This window comes from Mesorhizobium sp. M0019 (assembly GCF_040323975.1).
GTDB lineage: Bacteria > Pseudomonadota > Alphaproteobacteria > Rhizobiales > Rhizobiaceae > Mesorhizobium.
This window is the reverse complement of sequence record NZ_JAMYVK010000055.1, coordinates 14,286-36,925: the sequence shown is the minus strand read 5'-3', so window position 1 is coordinate 36,925 and position 22,640 is coordinate 14,286. Positions and strand designations below refer to the sequence as shown.

At 63.1% G+C, this 22,640-nt stretch carries 28 protein-coding genes; 18 read left to right on the top strand and 10 right to left on the bottom strand.

Annotated features, from left to right (window positions below; translation table 11 throughout):
- Window positions 1–151: 151 nt before the first annotated feature.
- Window positions 152–595, top strand: coding sequence for an SRPBCC family protein (locus NKK47_RS29115; protein ID WP_352454545.1), 444 nt, complete (start codon window positions 152–154; stop codon window positions 593–595).
- 119 nt (window positions 596–714) lie between these two features.
- On the top strand, window positions 715–1,170 hold the full coding sequence (locus NKK47_RS29110) for a carboxymuconolactone decarboxylase family protein (protein ID WP_352579204.1): 456 nt from the start codon (window positions 715–717) through the stop codon (window positions 1,168–1,170).
- Between the two features lie 27 nt (window positions 1,171–1,197).
- On the opposite strand, the gene NKK47_RS29105 is transcribed toward NKK47_RS29110, so the two are convergent.
- Window positions 1,198–2,106: a LysR family transcriptional regulator gene (locus tag NKK47_RS29105; protein ID WP_352454544.1), complete on the bottom strand. Its 909-nt coding sequence runs from the start codon at window positions 2,104–2,106 to the stop codon at window positions 1,198–1,200.
- A gap of 125 nt (window positions 2,107–2,231) precedes the next feature.
- Between NKK47_RS29105 and NKK47_RS29100 the strand changes: the two genes are divergently transcribed.
- From NKK47_RS29100 to NKK47_RS29085, 4 genes are all read left to right on the top strand, one after another.
- Window positions 2,232–2,735 carry a nuclear transport factor 2 family protein gene (locus NKK47_RS29100; RefSeq protein WP_352454543.1) on the top strand — a complete coding sequence of 168 codons (504 nt, stop codon included), beginning with the start codon at window positions 2,232–2,234 and terminating at the stop codon, window positions 2,733–2,735.
- Between the two features lie 59 nt (window positions 2,736–2,794).
- Window positions 2,795–3,778, top strand: coding sequence for an alpha/beta hydrolase (locus NKK47_RS29095; protein WP_352500888.1), 984 nt, complete (start codon window positions 2,795–2,797; stop codon window positions 3,776–3,778).
- Window positions 3,775–4,329 carry a nuclear transport factor 2 family protein gene (locus NKK47_RS29090; protein WP_352454541.1) on the top strand — a complete coding sequence of 185 codons (555 nt, stop codon included), beginning with the start codon at window positions 3,775–3,777 and terminating at the stop codon, window positions 4,327–4,329. Before NKK47_RS29095 ends, NKK47_RS29090 begins: the two co-directional genes overlap by 4 nt.
- 130 nt (window positions 4,330–4,459) lie before the next feature.
- Entirely contained in the window at window positions 4,460–4,906 is a 447-nt protein-coding gene (locus NKK47_RS29085) for a nuclear transport factor 2 family protein (RefSeq protein WP_352454540.1), read from the top strand.
- Window positions 4,907–4,960: 54 nt separating this feature from the next.
- Here the strand turns inward: NKK47_RS29085 and NKK47_RS29080 are convergent, their stop codons facing one another.
- Entirely contained in the window at window positions 4,961–5,392 is a 432-nt protein-coding gene (locus NKK47_RS29080; RefSeq protein WP_352454539.1) for a cupin domain-containing protein, read from the bottom strand.
- 70 nt (window positions 5,393–5,462) lie between these two features.
- Window positions 5,463–6,293 carry an AraC family transcriptional regulator gene (locus NKK47_RS29075; protein WP_352579203.1) on the bottom strand — a complete coding sequence of 277 codons (831 nt, stop codon included), beginning with the start codon at window positions 6,291–6,293 and terminating at the stop codon, window positions 5,463–5,465.
- Between the two features lie 84 nt (window positions 6,294–6,377).
- Here NKK47_RS29075 and NKK47_RS29070 point away from each other — a divergent pair, with 84 nt between their 5' ends.
- Window positions 6,378–7,577, top strand: a complete 1,200-nt coding sequence (locus NKK47_RS29070) for an amidohydrolase (RefSeq protein ID WP_352579202.1) — start codon at window positions 6,378–6,380, stop codon at window positions 7,575–7,577.
- Here NKK47_RS29070 and NKK47_RS29065 read toward each other — a convergent pair.
- The 5 genes from NKK47_RS29065 to NKK47_RS29045 form a co-directional block, all read right to left on the bottom strand.
- Window positions 7,555–9,777, bottom strand: a complete 2,223-nt coding sequence (locus tag NKK47_RS29065) for a xanthine dehydrogenase family protein molybdopterin-binding subunit (RefSeq protein WP_352579201.1) — start codon at window positions 9,775–9,777, stop codon at window positions 7,555–7,557. The two genes, NKK47_RS29070 and NKK47_RS29065, sit on opposite strands and share 23 nt — an antisense overlap.
- Window positions 9,774–10,763 (bottom strand): FAD binding domain-containing protein, encoded by a 990-nt coding sequence (locus NKK47_RS29060; RefSeq protein WP_352579200.1) that lies wholly within the window; start codon window positions 10,761–10,763, stop codon window positions 9,774–9,776. The genes NKK47_RS29065 and NKK47_RS29060 overlap by 4 nt, the downstream gene beginning before the upstream one ends.
- Entirely contained in the window at window positions 10,760–11,245 is a 486-nt protein-coding gene (locus NKK47_RS29055) for a (2Fe-2S)-binding protein (RefSeq protein WP_352454534.1), read from the bottom strand. Before NKK47_RS29055 ends, NKK47_RS29060 begins: the two co-directional genes overlap by 4 nt.
- A 251-nt stretch (window positions 11,246–11,496) precedes the next feature.
- On the bottom strand, window positions 11,497–12,477 hold the full coding sequence (locus NKK47_RS29050; protein ID WP_352579199.1) for an NADP-dependent oxidoreductase: 981 nt from the start codon (window positions 12,475–12,477) through the stop codon (window positions 11,497–11,499).
- A 127-nt stretch (window positions 12,478–12,604) separates the two neighbouring features.
- Entirely contained in the window at window positions 12,605–13,678 is a 1,074-nt protein-coding gene (locus NKK47_RS29045; protein ID WP_352579198.1) for an alkene reductase, read from the bottom strand.
- A gap of 83 nt (window positions 13,679–13,761) precedes the next feature.
- Here NKK47_RS29045 and NKK47_RS29040 point away from each other — a divergent pair, with 83 nt between their 5' ends.
- On the top strand, window positions 13,762–14,631 hold the full coding sequence (locus tag NKK47_RS29040; RefSeq protein WP_352579197.1) for a LysR family transcriptional regulator: 870 nt from the start codon (window positions 13,762–13,764) through the stop codon (window positions 14,629–14,631).
- Window positions 14,632–15,062: 431 nt separating this feature from the next.
- On the opposite strand, the gene NKK47_RS29035 is transcribed toward NKK47_RS29040, so the two are convergent.
- Window positions 15,063–15,713, bottom strand: a complete 651-nt coding sequence (locus NKK47_RS29035) for a hydrolase (RefSeq protein ID WP_352451920.1) — start codon at window positions 15,711–15,713, stop codon at window positions 15,063–15,065.
- 180 nt (window positions 15,714–15,893) lie between these two features.
- On the opposite strand from NKK47_RS29035, the gene NKK47_RS29030 reads away from it, so the two are divergent.
- From NKK47_RS29030 to NKK47_RS28990, 9 genes are all read left to right on the top strand, one after another.
- Window positions 15,894–16,787, top strand: coding sequence for a LysR family transcriptional regulator (locus NKK47_RS29030; RefSeq protein ID WP_352579196.1), 894 nt, complete (start codon window positions 15,894–15,896; stop codon window positions 16,785–16,787).
- 734 nt (window positions 16,788–17,521) lie between these two features.
- Entirely contained in the window at window positions 17,522–18,841 is a 1,320-nt protein-coding gene (locus NKK47_RS29025; protein ID WP_352579195.1) for a tyrosine-type recombinase/integrase, read from the top strand.
- The gene (locus NKK47_RS29020; RefSeq protein ID WP_352579194.1) at window positions 18,838–19,440 is read left to right on the top strand and encodes a hypothetical protein; all 603 of its coding nucleotides are present in this window, start codon (window positions 18,838–18,840) and stop codon (window positions 19,438–19,440) included. The genes NKK47_RS29025 and NKK47_RS29020 overlap by 4 nt, the downstream gene beginning before the upstream one ends.
- Window positions 19,441–19,493: 53 nt before the next feature.
- On the top strand, window positions 19,494–19,739 hold the full coding sequence (locus NKK47_RS29015) for a helix-turn-helix transcriptional regulator (protein WP_352579193.1): 246 nt from the start codon (window positions 19,494–19,496) through the stop codon (window positions 19,737–19,739).
- The gene (locus tag NKK47_RS29010) at window positions 19,739–19,924 is read left to right on the top strand and encodes a hypothetical protein (protein ID WP_352579192.1); all 186 of its coding nucleotides are present in this window, start codon (window positions 19,739–19,741) and stop codon (window positions 19,922–19,924) included. Before NKK47_RS29015 ends, NKK47_RS29010 begins: the two co-directional genes overlap by 1 nt.
- Window positions 19,924–20,307, top strand: a complete 384-nt coding sequence (locus NKK47_RS29005; RefSeq protein ID WP_352579191.1) for a hypothetical protein — start codon at window positions 19,924–19,926, stop codon at window positions 20,305–20,307. The genes NKK47_RS29010 and NKK47_RS29005 overlap by 1 nt, the downstream gene beginning before the upstream one ends.
- Window positions 20,304–20,579: a hypothetical protein gene (locus NKK47_RS29000; protein ID WP_352579190.1), complete on the top strand. Its 276-nt coding sequence runs from the start codon at window positions 20,304–20,306 to the stop codon at window positions 20,577–20,579. Before NKK47_RS29005 ends, NKK47_RS29000 begins: the two co-directional genes overlap by 4 nt.
- Window positions 20,576–21,631, top strand: coding sequence for a hypothetical protein (locus NKK47_RS28995; RefSeq protein ID WP_352579189.1), 1,056 nt, complete (start codon window positions 20,576–20,578; stop codon window positions 21,629–21,631). The genes NKK47_RS29000 and NKK47_RS28995 overlap by 4 nt, the downstream gene beginning before the upstream one ends.
- Window positions 21,628–21,975, top strand: coding sequence for a DUF6074 family protein (locus tag NKK47_RS28990; RefSeq protein ID WP_352579188.1), 348 nt, complete (start codon window positions 21,628–21,630; stop codon window positions 21,973–21,975). Before NKK47_RS28995 ends, NKK47_RS28990 begins: the two co-directional genes overlap by 4 nt.
- Here the strand turns inward: NKK47_RS28990 and NKK47_RS28985 are convergent.
- Window positions 21,942–22,361: a hypothetical protein gene (locus tag NKK47_RS28985; protein WP_352579187.1), complete on the bottom strand. Its 420-nt coding sequence runs from the start codon at window positions 22,359–22,361 to the stop codon at window positions 21,942–21,944. The two genes, NKK47_RS28990 and NKK47_RS28985, sit on opposite strands and share 34 nt — an antisense overlap.
- Window positions 22,362–22,411: 50 nt before the next feature.
- On the opposite strand from NKK47_RS28985, the gene NKK47_RS28980 reads away from it, so the two are divergent.
- Window positions 22,412–22,594, top strand: coding sequence for a hypothetical protein (locus NKK47_RS28980; RefSeq protein ID WP_352579186.1), 183 nt, complete (start codon window positions 22,412–22,414; stop codon window positions 22,592–22,594).
- The last annotated feature ends 46 nt before the right edge of the window (window positions 22,595–22,640 follow it).

Genomic DNA, 22,640 nt, shown 5'->3' with positions numbered 1-22,640 from the left:
TCAATGTGCTTGCGGGCGCGCCTGCCATTCCGCCGCTTGACACATTCATAACTTAAGCGTTATACGTAACTCATAGCTGGTGGGTTATTGGTTCTCATGGAGAGCGCGTTGTTGATAGCCCAGCCAAACCGCAAACAACGGGTCCGAAGTCATGACTGAAGCAACCACAATCGAAACCAAATCCATTGTCGTCGAGCGTCTGATCCCGCATGCGGCTGAAAAGATATGGCGCGCACTGACCGTGCCGCATCTAGTTGCCGAATGGCTGATGGAGAACGACTTTGCGCCTGAGCAAGGCCATCGCTTTACCTTTCGCGCGACGCCGGTGCCTGGCTGGTCCGGCGTGACGAACTGCGAGGTGCTGAAGATCGAGCCGCCACGCCTGCTAGCCTACAGATGGGGCGACGGCACCGAATCCGACAGCGGTCTGAAGACCGTGGTGACATGGTCGTTGACGCCCGAAGGTACAGCGACGCGGGTGCGCATGGAGCATTCCGGGTTCCGGTCCGAGGACGAGCGCGGCTATATCGGCATGGGAAGCGGTTGGCCGCGCATTCTCGAGCGGCTTGAGCGGGTGACTGCCTCGCAAAGCTGAAGATCCCGGCGCTCGCCTTGCCGCAACGCGGCGGCCGGCGAACTGACAGAACCAAGAAATATCGAGACCCCGGATGTTCGTCGTCCGGGCTTGAAAAAACACGCCCGAAGGAGACTACTATGCAAGCACGATTGAAAAACCCGGTGATGCTCATTCCCGGCGCCTTGCAGGCGCTGCTCCCGCTGGACAAGTCGACAGAGACTGCCGACCTGTCCTATGTGACGCGCAAGCTCGTCCATTTACGCGCCAGCCAGATCAACGGATGCAGCGTGTGTATCGATATGCATGCGCGCGAATTGAAGAAGGCCGGCGAAAAGGACGAGCGCGTCTTCACCGTGTCAGCCTGGCGCGAAACACCTTACTTCACCGACGCCGAACGCGCCGCACTGGCGCTGACCGAGGCGGCAACCCGGTTGGCCGACCGGCCGGATCCGGTGCCGGATGCAGTCTGGGACGAGGCCGCCCGGCACTATGACGAAAAGGCGCTTGCCGCCCTGGTCGTCCAGATTGCCCTGATCAACGCATTCAACCGGCTCAACGCAACCACCAGGCAGATGGTCGGCGCCTGGGGCTGAACGGGGCCGGGTTCTCGAAAAGCCACATCAGATCCGCAGCTTGTGCGAATTCGCGCGGACGAAGTCGATGAAGGCCCGCAGCTTCGGCGGTACCAGGCGGCGGCTCGGATAATAGAGGTGGAGCGGCTCGTAAGCGGGACAGAAAGGCTCCAGCACCTTGACCAGCGCGCCTGAGGCGAGAAGCGGCGCGGCGAGGCCCTCGACCGCGAAGGCGAGGCCAAGCCCTTGCGCGGCGGCGGTAATGCACAGCGGAAGCGTGTTCACGACCAGACATGCGTCCGGCGTGAATGCGACTTCGCGTCCCTCCACGATGAACTCCCAGGGTGAAATCGTGCGGGTGCGGGTGAGGGCGAATGCGATGCAGCGATGGGCGGCGAGGTCTGCCGGCCGTTTCGGTGTGCCGTTGCGCGCCAGATAATCGGGGCTGACCACCACGACCATCTGCAGGGGCCCGCCCAGGCGCGCGCCGATCATATCTCTCTCGAGAAGCTCGCCGATGCGCAGGCCGGCATCGAAGCCCTCGGCGGCAATGTCGACGAAGCTGTCGTCGAAGATCAGATTGAGCCGCACTTCGGGATAAGCATCCATGAACGGCCGCATCAGCGGCTCGATCAGCAGCGGAGCGGCGATCCACGGCAGGCTGAGCCGCAGTGTTCCGGCGGGACGATCGCGGCTCTCGCGCAGAGCCGCACCAGCCGCCCAGATGTCTTCGGCTGCCGGGCGCACATGGTCGAGGTAGTGGGCGCCAGCCTCGGTCAAGCCAACGCTGCGGGTCGTGCGGTTGAGCAGCCGCACCCCCAGACGCTCCTCGAGCCCCTTGACCGCCTCGCTCAACGAGGCCGGAGCGACGCCGAGCTCGGCGGCGGCGCGGGTGAAGCTCCTGGCCTCGGCGACTTTCACGAAGGCGACGATGCCGCTGAACTGGTCGAGGCGCATTGTAAGGATTTTCCAAATAGCCCTGTCGAACTCTACTGGTTTTTCCGGCGAACAAAAAGCCTCATGTTGGGCTCGACGAACGGGCTCGCTGTTGCGTGGCTCGAACAGGCAGGGAGAAAGGACCGATGACCAGGCTCGCTTCGCTCGCCGCCGGCGCTCTTCTGGCGGCGTCTGCCGCCTCGGCGCACGGCGGTCCGCTGGAAGATCGCAATATCCAGCTCGTCAAGGACTATTACGCAGCTTACGCGACCGGCAATCCCGAGGCCGTCCGGTCCTTCCTTGCGTCCGACATCGTGTGGCGCATTCCCGGCCATCATCCGCTCGCCGGCGACAAGCGCGGGCCGGACGAGGTGGTCGCCTTCTTCCGCGGCCTGGCCGACGGCAAATTCAAGGCCGGGCCGATCTTCTTCCAGGCGCAGGGCGACCTCGTCGTCGACGTCCATCGCGGCTGGTCGAATGTCGGCTCAGGTCCCGAGATCGACCAGCTCTACGCGCTGATGTTTCGCATCCAGGACGGCAAGATCGCCGAGGCACAGAATTTTTTGACCGACATGTACCAGTCGGACGCCTTCTACTGGGCGCATTACCCGCTGAAGCCGCTGCCCGGCCGACTGGCTGGCCAGCGCTGAGACGGCGGTCTTTCTCGCAACGCGCAGCGCTTCTCACTCCAAGCCAAAGGAGACTTGCGATGCTTAAAACCCTGACACTTGCCGTAGCAACCACCGCCGCGCTCGCCGCCTCCAATGCCGTCGCCGCACCGCGCGTCGAGCGCGTCACATTCTCCTCGCATGGTGAGCAGCTTGTCGGCGAGCTCTATTTGCCAGAGGATCTGGACGCGGCAAAACCTCGGCCGGCGCTGGTCGTGACCGGCGCCTGGATGACGGTGAAGGAACAGATGCCGGCCCGCTACGCCCGCGAGATGGCCGATCGCGGCTTCGTCGCCTTGACCTTCGATTTTCGCGGCTGGGGCGAAAGCGGCGGCATGCGCCGCCAGTACGAGGATCCTAACGCCAAGATCGCCGACATCGAAGCGGCGGTCGCCTATCTCGCGACCCGGCCCGAGACCGATCAGGACCGCATCGGCGGGCTCGGCATTTGCGCCAGCTCCGGCTATATGGTCACCGCCGCGGCAGGAAACGCCGCGATCAAGTCGGTCGCCCTCGTTGCGCCCTGGTTGCAGGATGCCGAAGTGGTCGAGCAGACCTATGGCGGCAACGACGGCGTCGCCAGGCTTGAAGCCGCCGGCGATGCGGCCGAGACCGAGTATCGCCGCACCGGCAAGCAAACGTTCTTGCCGGCCGCGAGCCTGACCGACGAGCGCGCGGTCATGTTCAAGGTGCCTTACTACACCGAGCCCGATCGCGGCATGCTCCCGGCCTGGCGCAACGAGGCCGATCCGGCGTTCTGGCGCGGCTGGTTGGGGTTCGATGCGATCCGGGCGGCTCCGCGCCTGAACCAGCCTTTTCTGATGGTGCACAGCGAGGCGGCTGCCATTCCGCAGGGTGCGCACAAGTTTTACGCGCGGCTGACCAGCTCCAGGCGGGAGCTGTGGCTCGACAACGTCACCCAGTTCGATTTCTACGACCGTGCCGCGCCGGTGAAGGCGGCGAGCGATGCCGTCGCCGCGCATTTCCGCGCAACGCTGGGCGGTGCGGGGGAGGCGGGACAATGAGCCTCGTCACCCGCCGGCATGTCCTGGTCTCGGTGGTTTCCGCTGCGATGATTTCCGCGGTCTCGACGCCCGCCTCGAGCGCATCGGGAGATGCGCTGACGGTCGACGACAGGATCGCTATCGCGGAAGCGATTGCCGGGATTGGCCTCTATGCCGATCTGCGTGAATGGGACCGGGTCAGATCCTATTTCGCGGCCCGTGTCACGACCGACTATACCAGCCTCTTCGGCGGCGAGGTCACGACCAGCGGCCGCGACGCGCTGATCGCCCAATGGCAAGGGCTGCTGCCGGGCTTCGACGCCACCCAGCACCTCATCACCAACATCACCGTCGAGGGCGCGGGCAATGACGCGGTCGCACGCAGCCATGTCCGCGCAGCCCACTGGATCGACGGGCGGTTCTGGACGGTCGGCGGCAGCTATCTCCACCGGCTGGTGCGGACGCCGGAAGGCTGGCGCGTCAAGGCAATCTCCATCCGCCGCTTGTACGAAGAGGGGGATCGCGCCGTGCTGGCCGCCGCTGCCGGCCGGGTAAAGGCGGAGGCCAAATGAGTGTTCGGGTTAGCGCATGCCCAATCGCGCGGCGAGGTTGCTCGGGGCATCGGCAACGTGAATATTGATCGAAATGTCGGGGCAGGCTTGGCGCATGCGGCATTAGTGCCGCCAACCGCGGAGACAGGACATGACCCTTTCATTGCAGGAGGTTTCCGATAGGCTTGAGATCGAACAGCTGCTTGTTCGCTATTGCTATGCGGTGGACGATCGCGACTGGGAAGCCTATCGCAAAATATTCACACCCGATGCCGTGCTTGACGACACTGTAACAGGTGGAATCAGGAGCGGTGTGGACGAGCATGTTGCTTACATGAAAGGCGCCCTTTCGAAGATATTGATCTCGCAGCACGCCATTTCGACAATCCTTCTGGATCTCCGAGGGGATGAGGCCAGCGCGCGCGTGCATTGTTCATGCCCGATGGTGGTCGACCTCGGCGAAGGCAAAAGGCAGGTCTTCTTCCAGGGGCTTTGGTATCGAGACCGCGTCGTACGCACGTCCGAGGGCTGGCGCATAAGTGAACTTGTCGAGGAAGGCTATTGGAATCACAATTTGCCGGAGGGATTCGCGTTCTGACGGCTGTTACGCGCCGTGCTGGATCCGCCCGGACGCCGTTTTCAGACGTGGCAGCTACTGGCGCAACACCGTGTTCTTGGTGCCTTCTTCGACCTGGTCGATGACCAGCAGCTTGACCGGATCGGCGCCGACATTGGTCGCCTGATGCCATTGCCCGATCATCTCGATGATGAAATCACCTGTTTGATAGGTGTTGCTCTTGCCGGTCTCGACGTTGGTGACCTGAAGCGTGCCGGCCTCGACATAGGCATAGCGCGGAAACGGATGCTTGTGGACCGGCAAGGTCGCGCCCGGCGCGATCTGATAGGCCGAGACCAGGACCTGGACGTTCTTCTGCGGCAGCGTGATCGGCTGGCCGGATGCAGTCTCGGTGCGAGAGGCAAGCGGGGTCACGACAACCGGCGTGCCGCTGGCGTCCAGCGCCTGGGCAGCCGTTGCGGATAGAACTGCCGCGAGCAGCAGCGTCGAAGCCAAGATTTTTCGCATGATTCCCCCCGAGCTGCGTCAGCATTGCGCAGCAAGCATTGGCGCGCAAGCTTGTCTGTTCAGGAGCGCCTTATCCCGCTCTTCTGAACATGCCTGGCGTCATGCCATGCATGGCCCGGAATGTACGGGACAGATGGCTCTGGTCGGCGAAACCTGCCGCGATGGCGGCATCGGCAAGGCCAAATCCCCGTTCGATCAGCGCGCTCGCCCGGCGCAATCGCCGGTCGCGGATATAGGCCGCCGGCGTCAGGCCAATTACCTTGTTGAAGTCGCGGATGATCTGAAACCGGGTCACGCCAGCCGCGCCGGCAAGCCGCTTGAGATCGAGCTGTGAGCCAAGCTCGCTTTCGACAAGATCGCGGTAGATCGAAAATCTTCGCTGTGATCCGGAGCTTTCGATCTCTTCGGCCTGTCCGCTCGAGTCGCCATGCCGAACGATCAGCCGTCTCAGCGCCACGAGCAGGGACGTCTCGGCCGTCATTGTGTCCGGGGATGTCGAGCCCTGGTGCGCTGCCGTCAATGCTGCGGCGAGAATGCTGTCTTCGATAGTCGCGCGCGAAAATACTGGAGCGCCGTCGCGGCCGAGTTCGCGGGTAAGCGCGCTCATCATCGGCACCGAAGGATAAAACGTCCGGTAGGCCCAGCCTTCATCCGCCCCGCGTTCGCCGTCATGCCACTCCTCAGGATTGACGACGGCAATGGCGCCCGCCGGAGCGAGAACGCTTTGACGGCCGATGCGAATGCGCTCGCAGCCGGAGGTGATCAGGGCGATCACATAGGTCGGGTGCGTATGCAGGTCGTAGCGGTGCTGGGTGAAGCGCGCCTCGAACAGGCCAAGGTCGGGAAAGCACGGATGGCGCCAGTATTTCCCGGTCTCTGCCGCTTCGTTTGTCCTTGCCATGGTCAATCCGGTTCAAGACGCCTCTCGCCGGGCCTTCTATGGCTGGCAAACCAAGCCGCTTTTTGTCGGCGGAAAGGAGGCATCATGCTGCATAATGACCCCGTCGCCGCGCTGACACCAGAGGTTATAGGCTGGCGCCACCGTATCCATGCCAATCCGGAGCTCGGATTCAATGAATACGAAACGGCCCGTTTCGTTGCAGAGAAACTGCGCTCTTTCGGCGTCGACGAGGTGCATGAGGGGATCGGCGGCACCGGCGTCGTCGGTGTCCTGCGCAGCGGTAACGGAACGCGCGCCATCGGCCTTCGCGCCGAGCTCGACTCGCTTCCGGTGCTGGAGAAAACCGGCTTGCCCTATGCTTCGAGGAGAGAGGGCGTGATGCACGCCTGTGGCCATGACGGCCACACCGCGATGCTGCTCGGCGCCGCCAAACTGCTCAGCGAATCCCGCGCCTTCGACGGCGCCGTCACTTTCATCTTCCAGCCGGCCGAGGAAAACGAGGGCGGCAGCATGCGCATGATCGAGGACGGCCTGTTCAAGCGCTTTCCGGTCGAAGCGGTCTATGCGGTCCACAACTGGCCGGGCATCAGGCTGGGGACGATCGCCGCCCGCGTCGGGCCGCAAATGGCGGCCGTCGATAATTTCGAACTGACCTTCGAGGGTCTTGGCGCTCATGCCGCCATGCCGCAGCTCGGCGACGACCCGATCCTGGCCGCCAGCGCCTTCGTGCAAGCCGTCCAGCGCATCGTCAGCCGCTCGGTCGACCCGCAGAGCGCGCTTGTCGTCAGCATCACGCAGATCCATGGCGGCAATGTCGGCAACATCGTGCCGGGCAAGGTCTGGCTGCAAGGCACCTGCCGCTTCTTCGAGCACGGCCTTTCCGACCATTGCGAGAGGCTGATCGGCGAGATCGCACAAGGTATTGCCGCCGCGCATTCGCTCAAGGCCAGGCTCGACTACAGGAAGGGCTATCCGCCGCTGATCAATACGGCGGATGCGACGGCCCGCGCCGTCGAGGCCGCCGCCTCCGTCGTCGGCCGGGAGAATGTCTTGACCGAGTTCAGCCCCAGTCTCGGCTGCGAGGATTTCGCTTTCATGATCCGCGACGCCAGCGGCTGTTATGCGTGGATCGGTGCCGGCGAGGTCGGCCCGGGCGAAGGCCTGCACGGCGACCGCTACGTTTTCAACGACGAGATCGTGCCGACGGTGATGCGCTATTACGTCAACCTCGTCGAGCAGACGCTTCCGCGGGCCGATCCTTCTACAGCAGTTTTTCCGGCGTGATCGGCAACTCCCGGATCCGCTTGCCTGTGGCGTCGAAGACGGCGTTGGCAACAGCAGCGGCAACGCCGGTGGCGCCGAGTTCGCCGATGCCTTTGCCGCCGATCGGGCTGGCATGCTCGTCCACCTCATCGACGAAGTGGATTATGATGTCGCCGGGAATGTCGGCGTTGACCGGAATGGCAACCCCGGAAAGGTTCTTCGACAGGAACCGGCCAAGCACCGGTTCGTGCCTGCTCTGCTCCATTGCCGCCATGCCCCAGCCCCAGATGATGCCGCCCGTCATCTGGCTGCGTGCGGTGCGGGGATTGACGATGCGGCCGGCGCTGTAGCTGCCGACGGCGCGACGAAGCCTGAGCAGGCCGAGCCCCGGATCGACGCCGACCTCCATGAAAATCGCGCCGAAAGTGCGCATGGCGAGGCCTTTGCCATGCTGCGCCGGATCGAACGAGCCGGAGCCGGTGATCTCGCCGATGTCGGTATGGCTCATCACGTCGGCGATCGTCTGACCGCCGGCAGCGCCTCTGCGGCGAATCTTGCCGTCCTGCATCTCCACCTCGTCCGGCAGCAGATTGGCAAGACGGGCAAGCTGCGAACGCGCATCTTCGGCAGCGGCAAGCACCGCCGCGCCCACCCCCATGGTCGATGACGAGCCATAGGTCGGCCCCGCCTCCGGCAGCTGTGTATCGCCCATTTCCAACTCGATCCTCTCCATCGGCAGGCCCAGCACGTCGGCCGCGATCTGCGGAAAGATGGTGAGTGTTCCGGTCCCTATGTCCTGGGTGCCGGTGCGGATGAGCACCGTGCCATCCCGGTGCAACCTGACCTCGGCTGCAGGCGTCGGGTTGCGGAAACAGCCCATGCTGCAGGTCGCCATGCCGTAGCCGATCAGCCAGTCGCCGTCGCGTTGCGGCTTGCGCGAGCGCTCGCGCCAGCCGAACAGGCGGGCGCCTTCCTCATAAGCCTCGCGCAGCTTCTTCGACGACCAGGGCTGGCCGGTGGCCGGATCCGTGTCCGCATAGTTGACCAGACGCAGGTCGAGCGGATCGATGCCGAGGCGGTGGGCGAGCTCGTCCATCGCGCTTTCAAGCGCCCAGGTGCCCGGACCCTCGACCGGCGCGCGCAGCGGCGTCGGCATGGCGACGTTTGCGCGCTCCACGCGCTGGCTGAGACGCATGGCCGGCGTGGCGTAGAGACCCTTCGAGGCTTCGGTGGCGAACTCGACGAAATCGTCGGTCACGGTGGTCAGGTTGACCACGTCCTGCTGCACGGCCGTCAGCTTGCCCGACCTGTCCGCCGCCAGCACGATCTTCTGTGCCATGCGCGGCTGATAACCGAGGCAGGAATAGGCATTGGCGCGGCTGAGCGCCAGCCTGACCGGGCGCTCCATGATGCGCGCGGCGGCGGCGGCCAGCACCTGATGCGGCCAGATCCAGCCCTTGCCGCCGAAGCCGCCGCCGGTATGGCGGGAAATCACGCGGACCTTCTCGGCCGAGACATTCATGCGGGCGGCAACCACCTGGCGGACACCGTAGACGTGTTGCGTGGCGTCGTGCAGCGTCAGCTCTCCGTCATTCCATTCGGCGAGCGTCGCCGAGGGCTCCATGGCGTTGTGATGGCGCGACGGCTGCAGGTAGACGGCTTCGACCATGGCGGCAGCGTCAGCAAGCCCGCGGTCGACCTCGCCCTTGGTAAACGTCGGCTCCAGGAACAGGAAGCCGCTCTCCCTCGGCACGACCGCAGCCTTGTCGATGGCGGTCCACTCCGGCGGTGCCGGCAATTCCGGCTCGGCGAACTCGTAGCGCAATGCGACGCGGCGGGCACCGGCCTCCGCCGCCTCCAGCGTCTCGCCCAGCACAATGGCAAGCGGCTGACCCTCGTGACGTATCTCGTCGCCCTGCATGGGCATGAAGCTCTGCGCTGCCGGCGGGCCTTCGGCCTGCTGCATCTGCGTATCCGGCTCGGCCCTCGGCGATGCGAACCGGCCGAATTTGGGCATGTCCTCATGCGTGAGCACACGCACGACGCCTTCCTCGGCGAGCGCATCGTCGACGACGATCGATGTCACGCGGCCGGCGGGAACGGGCGCGGTCACGAGTACCGCATGGAGCAGATCGGGGGCAAAATAGTCGGCCGCATAGCGGGCGCGGCCGGTCACCTTGACGCCGCCGTCAGGGCGGGCAACAGGCTGGCTGATCATCATGACGGCATCCTCGCTGCTCTTTCGATCGCCCGCAAAGCGGCGGTCTTGGCCAGTTCGATCGTGTAGGCGTTCTGCGACAAGGGACGCGCTTCGGCGAAGGATTGCTCGATAGCGGTGCTCAACGCCTCGCGATCGCCGATTTCGGCACCGGCGAGCTGCTCCTCGGCGGCGCTCAGCCGCCACGGCCGCAGCGCGACGGACCCCAGCGCCAGGGCAGCCCGACGAATGATTTGGCCGTCCATCTCCAGCACAACGGCGGCGGAGACGATGGCGTATTCGTAGGATTCGCGCTCGCGCACCTTGAGGTAAGCCGATCGCGGCGCCGGCGCCGGCAGCTCGATTGCCGTGATCAGTTCGCCTTGCTGCAACACATTGTCCGACTCGGGCCGCGTATCGGGAAGCAGGTGGAATTCGGCTGCCGGAATGCGCCGGCCGCCGCTGCGGTGCGCGGTGACGATGACCGCATCAAGCGCTGCCAGCGCCACCGCCGGGTCGGATGGCTGGGTGGCGACGCAATCCTCGGTCCAGCCGAATATCGCGTGATTGTCGTTGATGCCATGCAATGCCGAGCAGCCGGAGCCGAGCTGACGCTTGTTGCATGGCAGCTGCTCTTCGGCGCGGAAATAGGCACAGCGCGTCTTCTGCAGCAGATTGCCGCCTATCGTTGCGAGATTTCTCAGTTGCGGCGATGCGGCGTTGAGGATCGCCTGGCTCAATACCGGATAATCGCGCATGACCAGCGCATGCTGCGCGACATCGTTGAGATGCGTCAGCGCGCCGATCGTCAAGCCGCCGCCGGGCAGTGCCTCGACCTGATCCAGCCCGTCGAGGCGGGAGATATCGATGATCCGCGCCGGCCCGGCAATGCCAAGGCGCAGCCAGTTGAGCAATTCGGTGCCGCCGGCGAGAAAGGCGCTGTCGGGCGCCGCACCGGCCGCGATCGTGTCGCCCAGGCTATCGGCGCGCGCGTAGACGAATGGGGTCATTGGCTCACCCTCCCGGCCGCCGCGCGCACCGCCTCGACGATTTGCGGATAGGCCGAGCAGCGGCACAGATTGCCGCTCATCCATTCGCGGATCTCGGCATCGGAGCCGGTATGTCCCTCCTCGATCAGCGCCGCCGCCGACATCACCTGGCCGGGCGTGCAGAATCCGCACTGAAAACCATCATGATCGATGAACGCCTGCTGCACGGGATGAAGCGCATCGCCGTCTGCCAGCCCTTCGATCGTCGTGACCTCGCGTCCCTCGCAGGACACGGCAAGTATCATGCAGGCATTCACACGCCGTTCGTCGAGATGCACGGTGCAGGCGCCGCACTCGCCGAAATTGCATCCCTTTTTCGTTCCGGTCAGATGAAGCCGCTCGCGCAGCAGGTCGAGCAGCGTGACGCGGGGATCGAGATCGGAAAGGCTGTGATCCTCTCCGTTCACCCGCAACCGCAATAGGTGCCGATCGTGGAAGTTCATGTGGGGTACCTCGAAGCACATGCCGTACTCGCCGCAAGGACTCGTCCAGCAAGCAGCCACCCACCTGTCGAGGCGAAAATAGGGCGGTCGATTCCGGTGAAAAGGCGCTGCCGGTCAGGGAAGGCTAAAAAACGCGCATTTGAGATTTGCGGCGGAGCGGAAAGGCCCTGCATAACTGTGGTTCACGGCCGTCCCAACATGAGCCGAATGCAGACGGTCCCCCCTTTAGGGACGATTACCATGAGCTGAAGTCACCTGGTGAGGTCTAAGATTATCTTTCCGGGAGCATGGCCGGTGCGATTGCGCTCGATCGCGGATGCCAGATCGTCGAAGCCGACCACTTCTGCAATCGTGGACCGCAGCGAGCCGTCAGCGATCTCTTGAGCGATTGTGGCTAGGCGCGCGGTGTCAGGTTTGACTGACAACCAGATGCCATGACGGCCTGCCGGGGCGCGCGAAACCACATCAGTTGCAGCGATGCTGGCCAGGATGCCGCCAGGCGATAGGACCGACCAAGATTTGTCTAAGACCTGGCCCCCGACAAGATCGACGATAAGGTCAATGTCGCTCGCAAGAACCTCGAAGTTCTGTTTCTGGTAATCGATCACTTCGTCAGCGCCCAAGGCTTGGACATGGGCCACGCTCTTGGTTGAGGCTGTAGCATAGACGGTCGCTCCAGCCGTCTTGGCGAACTGGACGGCGAAGCTGCCCACCCCACCAGCCGCGCCGTGGATCAACACCCGCCGCCCCCGAAGGTCGAAATCGGCGACCTGAAGGACTTGCCATGCCGTCATCGCTGCCACCGGTACTGCCGCCGCGTCGATGTCTGACAGGACCGCAGGCGTCTTGACGAGTTTTTCGGCATTTATCAGCAAATGGTCAGCATAAGCGCCCAGGCCACCCAGCGCGGCCATGACCCGGTCTCCGACCCTCACGCCTTCGACGTTGGAGCCGGTCCGCAGCACGACCCCCGCCATTTCGATGCCAAGCGTCGCGGGCAAAGATAACTTGAACTTGTCGCGGACGTAGCCGTCACGGATTTTCCAGTCGATTCCGTTTACTCCGGCAGCCTTGACCTGGACGAGCACTTGGTCGGGACCAGGTTCGGGGGCGGATAGCCAATCGACTTTCAAGCTCTCTGTGCCGCCATATGCTTGAAGACGTAGGGCCCGGCCGGAGCCAAGCGGTTCAGACCGGCGGGGGGCGCTTTTGAAGCCATCGGGTGGGTTCAAGAGGTTTCTCCTTCCTGTGGAAGACATGGATTGGAAGTCCCCCCGTGCAGGACTTCATTAGGCAGTCCGTCTCAGGTAAGAGACATCTATTGGACTACTGGCGTCTGGGGATTTACTTGCTTGCGCTTTACGCGCTCAAAGCAGGATAGTCGGTGTAGCCCAGGGCGGTGCCACCATAGAAAGTGGCTTGGACTGCCGCATTCAGCGCCGCATTGGTCTTCAACCGTTCCACAAAGTCCGGATTGGCCAGGACCATCTGGCCGTAGGACTCCTGATCGGCCAGCCCCGAAGCTACGTCGGCGCCGATCTGGTCACGCGGACGACTTGGCCGATTGAGGATCAACGATTGGTGCCAGAGCTTACGGATATCGGCCAGCAGCGCCTCGTCGCCCTGGTGCATGATGTGCACGTAAGCGAGCCCGAGCTTGTCGAGTTCGGCGACCAGATAGCGGTAGAGGTCCGGCCCTTCGGCGCCTTCGTCGATCCCCCATATCGTCGTCCCGGGTGACAGGCGGATCGCGGTGCGGTCCGCGCCAATCTCCTCGGCGATCGCCGTGGCGACTTCGATGGCGAAGCGCGCTCGGTTCTTGATCGACCCGCCATATTCGTCCGTGCGCGTGTTGGCGCTGGGCGCGAAGAACTGCTGGACCAGGTAGGCGTTCGCGCCGTGAATCTCGATGCCGTCGGCGCCGGCCTCGACCGCCGAGCGCGCGGCATGGCGGAAATCGGCGACCGTCTGGCGCACCTCTTCGGTCGTCAGCGCGCGCGGCGTGGGAATGTCCTGCATCCCCGTCATGGTGAACATACCCGTCCCCGGCGCTATCGCGGACGGCGCGACCCCCTGGCGGTGATGCAGCGTATTGTCGGGATGCGACATGCGCCCGGCATGCATGAGCTGGATGAAGATGTGGCCGCCCTTGTCGTGCACGGCAGAAGTGATCTTCCGCCAGCCGGCGACATGGGCAGGCGTGTAGATGCCCGGGGTGGTAAGATAGCCCTGGCCGTCATCCGAGGGCTGGGTGCCTTCGGTGACGATCAGGCCGACGCCGGCGCGCTGGGAATAATATTCGGTGGCCAGCTCGCCCGGCATACCGTCGAAGCCGGCGCGGCTGCGGGTCATCGGGGCCATGACGAGGCGGTTAGGCAGAGTGTAGCGGCCGACGCGGACAGGGGTGAATAAGGGACTCATTGGGATCTCCATTTGCTGGAGCGCTTGTCTACTATTCCAATGTCGGGATAAATCCGGCAAAAGTGAAATCAATATTCCAAATATGGAGCAATAGCGTGAGCCACTTAAACGACATGGCGCTGTTCGTGGAGGTGGCGAGAGCGAGGAGCTTCCGAAAGGCGGCTGAGGCTCTGGGCATGCCCAACTCGACTCTGTCGCGACGTATCAGCGCGCTGGAGAAGGCGATCGGCCTGAGGCTTCTGCATCGAACGACGCGCAGGATCGAGCTCACCGAGGCCGGCCAGCTCTATTACGAACGAAGCAAGCGCATCGTCGACGAGGCACGGCTCGCACACGAGCAGCTCGGCGCGATGCTGGAGCAGCCGAGCGGTGTCCTGCGGGTCTCGCTCCCGGTCGACTTCGCCACGCTTTACCTGACGCCGATCGTCGTGGATTTCGCGCGGCACTATCCCGGCATCACCTTCGAGTTCGACCTGACCCCGCGCCGCGTCGATTTGGTGGCCGAGCCGTTCGATGTAGCGATCCGCATCGGCGAGCTGGAAGACTCCAGCCTGATCGCTCGCCTGATCGGGCGCCACGCGCGCCACCTCTATGCATCTCCTGGCTACATCGAAGCGTCCGACGAGCCGGCGACACCGGCGGATCTGGCGGAGCATGAATGCATCTGCATGCCGAAGATCTGGACCTTGCATCAGGGGATGAACAAGATCGAAGTCGAGGTTGGAGGCCGCTTCACGGTCAATAGCGTCGGGATGATCCGCGCCCTGGCGGTCAACCACCAGGGCATCGCCCTCCTTGCCGAGAAGATCGTCGCCGAAGATTTGGCCTCGGGCAGGCTCCGGCGTGTCCTGCCCGAATGGCAGGGATCGTCGGTCAGCATTCACGCCGTCACCGAAACTCGCCTCATTCCAGCCAAGACCCAGCGCTTCATCGAATTCCTGTCCGCCAGGCTGGTGGAAACTTGACCCAGATCGTTACGCGGAGAAAGTCGCACGGCGGCGCGCTGCATCGCGCCTTAGCGTCGAAAAGACGGTGGCTCGCCGGAGTCGATGAAGCTGAGAAATACGAATTTGCCATACCCCTACACCAGAATGCACCAGAGTCGCCAAAAATGCGCAAACGTGACCGGACGGCGCAGAAGCCCTACGCCTCGCCGGCGGGCCGACACCGACGCTCAGGGAGCGGGCCATCGCTCTACCGCGAGGGCGGGCGAGGTGCGCACGGCTGAACTCACGGCCATCGGCATCCCCGATGCTATCTATCCAGGATGTGCGACGAGCGACTGCTCGTGAAGGTGGGTTCGGCATCACAAGGCTTCCCTGTGAGGTGAGATGGCGAGGGCCGGCAAACGGATCGATTCCGACCCTCACCGAAATGCTCGCCATCCCGGCCCGAATCAGCCTTCGCTCGGCACAGGCGTCTTGAGGAGTTGTTGCTCCCACAGGAAGGCGATGCCGCTGCCGCCGAAGTGCTGGATGAGAATCTCGGTCAGCTCTTCGACATGCTCGGTGCGCGCCCAGTCGCGCTGCCATTCGCCAGCGAGCGCCATCACGGTCATCATGTTTGCGCCAGCCGCGATCATCCGCTGGATGGCGATCTGGTGGGACTCGGTCGAAACGCCGCCCGACGCATCGGTGATCACGGACACGTCCCAGCCTTCGCCGAGGGCTTGGATGACAGGCATCGCGACGCAGACTTCGGTCCAAAGGCCTGCGATAATCAGTTGTTTGCGGCCGGTCGCCTTGACCACGTCCACCACCTTCTCGTCCTGCCAGGTGTTCACCCAAGTCCGGTCGATCACTTCCTGCCCCGGGAAGACGTCAGTGATCTGCTTGAAGAGGATGCCGCCACGACCCGCGATCACGCTGGTGAGAATGGTCGGAACATTGAAGGCTTTTGCTAGCTTCGCCAGCGCGGTCGCGTTGTTGACCACAGCTTGCGGATCGTGGCTGTTCAGGTTCGCGAGTTGGTAAGGCTGGTGGTCGATCAGAACGAGTACCGAGTCTTCAGGACGAAGAAGCGAATCAAGGCCGTTGCGAGGGGTCATCAAGACTTCCTTTCTCTGCCGCCATGGACGGCAATCTTTCTCTGCCGCTATGGACGGCAATGGGTTCACGGGAGACATGCGCCAGCGGGCGACGTTGCCTGGACGCAATTTGCCGTTCCTTTTGGTGATGCAGTAGTGCCATAATCAGGCAAGCTGTGTCGCGAAATGAGGAACGCTGAATTGGACATCGAAGATCTACAGACATTCGTCGCAGTGGCCGATGCAGGGGGCGTATCGGCCGCCGCGCGCCGGCTCGGCGTCTCCAAGTCAATCGTCAGTCGGCGGCTCTTTCGGGTTGAAGCGGAACTTGGCGTCCAGCTTCTTGCACGAACGACCCGCGGCGCCGCGCTCACCGAAGCGGGAATCACGTTCAGAGACCATGCGGCCCGGGCCAGCGCAGAGATCGATACGGCTCGGGAAACGATCCTCCCCACCGGTGAGCTGCGCGGCCGCCTGAGGGTTGCCATGCCGCTTACTTTCGGCGCGACCCACTTCGCCCCCGTGCTCGCGGAAATGGCGCGTCTGCACCCGAAGCTTCACATCCATACTTCCTACAGCGATCGCTTCGTCGATCTCATCGCAGAAGGTTTCGATTGCGCGATCCGGGGCGCCTACCTTCAAGACTCCAACCTGATCGCGAAGCGCGTCGGGCCGATCCATGGAAAGCTTGTCGCAAGCCCGGATTATATCGAGGTGCACGGGTCACCCGAGACTCTGGACGAACTCGTCACCCATCAGGCCCTCATGCAGGGAACGGAAGCCTGGCAGTTCATAAATGGCAGCAAGATTGTTACGATCCAGCCGCAGGGCAGGTTCAAGGCCGATAGCGCCACGGCGCTTGCCGCCGCGGCGGCGGCAGGTCTCGGCATCGCCTGGCTCCCCGATTGCATCACACATGAATATGTGGCCTCCGGCGCGCTGGTCCCGATCATGACACGCTATCCGGTACCTCCGGGGGCCGCGTATGTCGTCCGACCGCCGGGTCAGCATCCCACGCGGAAAGTGCGGGTGCTCACCGAGATGCTGATTGAGTACTTCAAACGGAACACGGATCTTTGGGGTCTTGACAACTAGGACACGAACGGTGCGAAGCCTCCCCACCGGCAGGAGGCACGGGGGTAAATTCTTCAGGCAACGCCGCAGGCGCGACGTCCACGCGGATTATGTTCAACCGAGTAGGCGTTGAGATCTTGCCTGTGCAGATCTGGCGCGAGGCCTCTCCGCTTTGTCCCAGCGACGCCTCGCGCGCGCAGGCTCAAAGCTATGCAATCCGCCGTCCACGAACACCTCGCGCCCGTCTGTAAGCTGCTGTCGTTGAGGCAGCGACGGCAAGTAATAACGGGCGGCAACGTTCGGACGCCGCCGCGGCGAGCTGAACGGCGCACTCGGGCGCGAAGCCGCCGGTCATCAGTATCTCCGCGCGGTAGCCGCCGAATAGGCGTGGGCGGGCGAGCCTGCTATTCTACGCCTGATTTCATCGGTCCTCGATGCTCTGACACTCTGGAAGCAGGACTATCGAGATCGACGCGTAGGGAGAAATTGCACGCTGGCGCGCAATATCGCGCTATGGCGTAGAAGAGGCGGTGGCTCCCCGGGCCGGATTCGAACCAGCGACCAACCGGTTAACAGAGGTTTCCCACCGACGCTACGTGCAGCGTCTTGCGACAGGCTGAAGTGCAGATACTCCTTTCTGTGCATGGGCTCGCGTGGTGTTTCACGTTCCACCTTGTCGCGCGATATCTCGACACGACGCGCGGTTTTGTGTAGATCATCCTGTAGATCACGCAGACCGGTTGGTCGAGGGACGCATGCCGCAGGTTGAGCTGTCAGATAAGTTTTGCCAATCGGCGAAGGTGAATTCCGGCCGGAAAGTCGACTACTTCGACACCATCGTGAAGGGCCTCGTTCTTCGTGCGTCCGCAGCCGGAGCGAAGTCCTGGTACGTGGTCTACGGACCGCCGGCGAAGCGCAGTTGGTTGAAGCTTGGCAGCTATCCGGAGATCCCGCTTGGGGGCGAGAAGGGCGCTCGCCAGAGAGCGCGGGACACCCGCGCCAAGGTTGGCGATGGTGGGGATCCGATCGCCGACAAAAAGGCCACGGCTGCGTCTCAGAGTGTCGCCGACATGGTCGACAACTACCTGAAGCGACATGCCTCAACGAAGCGGTCGGGCGACGAGATCGCCCGACGTCTTCGCAAGAACGTTTCCGGCCGTGACGCCGGTGGCAAGAGGATTGAGGAGAGATCGGCCGGCTGTATCGGCGACGTGAAGCTTGGGGAACTGCACCGGCGAGACATCACCAAGGCGATCGACGCTGTAAAGGACCGGGGTGCCCATACCGAAGCCAACCGGCTTTTCGAAGATGTTCGTGCGATGGTACGTTGGGCTCGAGCGCGGGGCGACCTGGACGAGAACCTGACTGAAGGCATGAAGAAGCCTTCCGTCGTCGTGGAGCGCGACCGAGTTCTATCCGCCAATGAGATCAGAACGATGTGGTCTGCATTGAACGACGCGGACATGCGTGAATCAACCCGCCGTGTAATCCGCATCTGTCTTGTCACTGCGCAGCGCGTAGGCGAGGTCGCTGGCATGACGCTCGAAGAGATTGATCTCGATGCCGGGGTCTGGACTATTCCGGTCGCCCGATCGAAGAACAAGCGCGAGCACGTCGTACCGCTGTCCGATATGGCGATCAATATTGTGCGGGAGCAGCTCGCGGAGGTGAGGGTACTTTCCGAGCGCAAAAGCAGAGAAGTCCCGAATTTCGTATTTCCCGGTCCCGGCGCCCGTGCCGCGGTTACAGGCGCCGCGATCGCCAAGGCGATCAAGCGGGAGGAGGTTATCAAGCGCACCGTGGCAACGATCATGGGTATAGCGCCTTGGACTGCCCACGATCTGCGACGAACCGCGGCGACCCATATGGAAGAACTCGGCATCTCACCGTTCACCATCGGTCACGTTCTGAATCACGTCAGCGCAACCAAAGCCAGCATTACCAGTCGTGTGTACGCTCGATACGACTACATGCGGGAGAAGAGGGACGCCCTAGTGCTTTGGGCTGATCGGTTGGCCGGAATCAACGTCGGCGCCGCTGCGATCGTCCCTCTCGGCTCAAGGGGCGCAGCGTGAGAATCGAAGCTGATGTCATATACACTGGTGAACAAAAGGTCGCGATCGCTGAAGCCCTTGGCATTGATGGAGATCATCCCGACTGCCGACGCGTCGAATGGATCGTTGGCGAATGGAGAGGTAACTCTGAAGATGAATTGAGGGAGGACCTCGCACGAAATGCAAAGCTTGCAGATTTGGCTGAGCAACTGCTCAACGAGCTGCAACCACAGGAATTTGATCTCGAAGGACATTTCGATGATAGGGGTGCGCCTATGACATTGGAGGGGCACCTCGTCACTTTGCTGAATTGGGTTGAGAAGATTGCAGACGAACACCCATCTCTCAAAGGCAGGCGCCCTCAAATTCCCTCGGCATTGTCGACGCGGCTTATCGAGTTTTGGGAGAATTCGGCGCGACGTGTTGGTAGATCCACAAAAACTGACGGTCAGACTGACGAGCAAAGCTCAAGTGGACCGCTTGTCCGGTTTTTGCTGGCTTCATGCTCTCCGGTCCTGGCCGTCGCACCGACCGCCGACGCGGCGGCATCGGCAATCCGGGCATATAAGGCCGACATGGTGAAACGCCCGCCCAAAAACGGGTTCTTTCCACCATTTTGAAAGCTGTCAGAGTTTGATCTTCATTGAGTGTCGCCGAAACACGGAGCGACACTATGGAGACAACCCAACAGGTCCCGACCAGCCTCAGCGACGACGATCTCGTCGACGAGGCTATCGCATGCCGCCTCATCGGCGGTAGCAACACGCCGATCCATCGTTCAACATTGTGGCGCGGCATCAACGCCGGGCGCTACCCCAGGCCACTGAAAATCAGCGCCAGCACAAACCGCTGGCGCGTCGGTGAACTGCGCAAGGCGCTCGAGCAGTTCGCGGCAGAACGTGACAAGGCGGCCGCCTGATGCCGGCCACCTCCAAACCCACTGCGGCTAGTCTCGCCGAAGCAGCAACCTGGTTGGCCCAGACGCCGCGCGCCGAGCGCGGCGGCGCTGCCATTCCTCAGCTTCAGCGCCGGTTCGGGTTGACCCTCGAGCAAGCACTCGACGTCGTCCGACAGAACAATCTGCGGCTGGCGAGGGCGGCCTGATGACCGCCGCAGCCCTTCACAACCGGCTGGTAGGCCACCTGCTCAGCACGGCCTACAACTGGTCAAACCCGCACAACTTCTTCGACGAACTGCGACGGCTCGAGCCAGGTGCAACCGATCTTGCGATCATCAGGGCCGGCATTGAGGCGACCGAACTCTCGATCGAGCGCGTCCGCGAGATGATCGCGGGGTTTCGACACCGCGGCCATGAAGAAAGCCTTGATGTTGAGATCGGCGATGTGCTGGTCGCGGTTGCGGCGGTCTGGCTAGCATTCGATGCGGACACGTCCGCAGGTGCGGTGACCGCCCGGTTCGGGCTTTCCTCGAGTCAAACAGCGGCAGCGATCGATCGCGCGAGCGCGATGTTGGGGGCGAGACAATGACTGGTCGGCGATGGGATTTGCAGCGCGACCGCTCGCGCGTCGCGCGCCAAGCCGCCGAACCCGTCGACGGCGCCATGCTGCCGATCGGCGCGCCCAAGCGCCGGATCCCCAAGAGCGAGATGCGAGCCGAGATCGACGCCGCGATGGCGGCGCCAGGCGACACAGTTAGCCGCCTGGTCGCGTGCCGCTGCGGCCACCGCGCAACCGTCCGCGTTCCCGTCGCTAAGCTCGGGCGTGCGCGCTTCCGGTGTCAATGCGGGGAGCTGACATGATGAGCGATGACCCAAAAGAAAACCGCCGGTCTGGGAGCGAACCAGACGCGGCGGCAGATCAGAAAACATCAGCCAGCGGAAAATATTCCTCTTCGTCGCGCAAGGCAAGACGGTCCGGACGCAAGATCATTGCCGGGAAGTGCGTCATCGCCGAGCAGCGATCAGAGGGGGGATTCTGGGACAAGGCGCTTCTTCGCATGAGGGAGATCGAACAGGTCGTTCAGATGCGGTTTGGAAAAATCATTCCAGAGGAGATCGATGCCGATCCTTTCATCCTGATCGTGGCTCATGCGGCCAACGCGTTGAAGCGGCCTTCGGACCTCAAATCTGTGCTGGCGGGTTGGTGCGCGCGCTTCGCGCCGCACCTGATGCCAGACTTTGACCATGTGTTCGAGCCCGTGCGGATGCGCATCGAGGGAAGGCGGTACAACCTAAGCGACACCGACGCGGGCAGACTTGTACGGCTGACGTGGCAGGAAAGATCAGCCTTGGAAATTAGGACCATGAACAGCGCCGACATATCGATTGAAGAGCAGCGGGACCGGGTCGCCGCTAAAGCCCGAGCCGATGACATCGAGCGCAAGCGGCAGGCGCGTCGGCAGGAGGGTTCTGACGACCGAGAATCGTATCTCGCGAAGGTATCAACCGGAAAGCCATGGGAGGCTGAAGGGATCAGCCGGAGCTATTATTATGAGCGCAAGAAGCGTGAGCGGACAGGTCCGGCGGACCCCGCACACAATGCAGAGCGGACAGGTTCGGCGGAGGGCGCGCGGACAGGTTCGGCGGTCACTAGGGATATGGATACATATCCCTTCGGGTCTCCGGACGCACCTGTCCACTCGACGGTGGCAAGCGCAACCATCGACGAGATAGCGCAGGCGGTAGGAGGCGGTTCACCGCCGACCTCGTCCAGCCCACTGATATCGTACGGCACAATCAAGAATGGTGAGGTCGAGTTCGTAACGACGGCGGGGTCGCATGGGCTCCCCGCCTCGATCGAAGCACCACGATCATCTGTGTCAGAGACTGCAAGAAGAAGGGTATCGAGATGACGCTCGGGCTGTTTCCAGACTTGAACGTTATCACCTTCCCGATGACGCGAGTGACGAGGCGGAGGCGGAAGCAGACCGTCGGCGAGGTCGTGATGCCATTTCCTTTGGCGCGCCGAACGGTGACTGTTTTGAGGATCGCAGAAGGCCTGGAATCCCGAGAAGGCAAGATTCGCGATGACTTCTGGTACGCGGCGGTCCAAGCGCTTCGGGAACAGCTCGCAGCGGCCAATCTCTCAGAGGAGGTGATCCTGCGGGAAATTCGGTCGTTCAGATCAGCGGTTCAATTCGCGATCGATTTCCACCGCTTTGGTTACACGCCGAACGGTCGGGACGGTGCAGCATGAGCATCCAACCCGCAGACCTCAGCCCCGCAAACTGGCTCGAGGCGGTTCGTATCGCCTTTCCGGGCGAAGCCCGCACGCTTGAGGTGGCTGAGAGCCTTGTGCGATCCTGGCATCCCGATCTGCGGCTCTGCACGGCACGCGTGACGCAGCTCGCTGACGACACTGGCCTCCATCATCGTCGCGTCGGTCAGCGCCTTGGGAAGCTCGCTCATGCCGGCGCCATTTCGAGGATCCGAGTTGGCAAGCTGACGCGCCGAGCGCAGCGAACCGCTCGCCGGGCCGACGAATGGGGCCAATGCTACGGCCTTGCAATGAGCTGGGCCGCTAAGACCCTCGAGGACGCCGATCTTCCGACAGACGAAGTTCAAATCGAGCGCCGGGCCCATGCGCCAGCCCGCGCCCGAACCTCCCAAAACAGCGGCGCCGGAGAAATGAAATGACCATCGAACAGGAAGAGCGCGCTCGAATCCGTGCGATCTTGGGATGCGCATCGGCCAGGAAGATGCCGAAACTCGCCGACATCCTCGCGATCGAATCCGAATTCACCGCCGAGCAGGCAGTTACAATGCCGTCTCCGGCGCGGCCGCCGGCGGCTGGGCCAGTGCGGTCGCTCAGGTGAACGCAAACCTCAGTCTGTAAAGTCCATGGCTTCGACGACCTCGCAG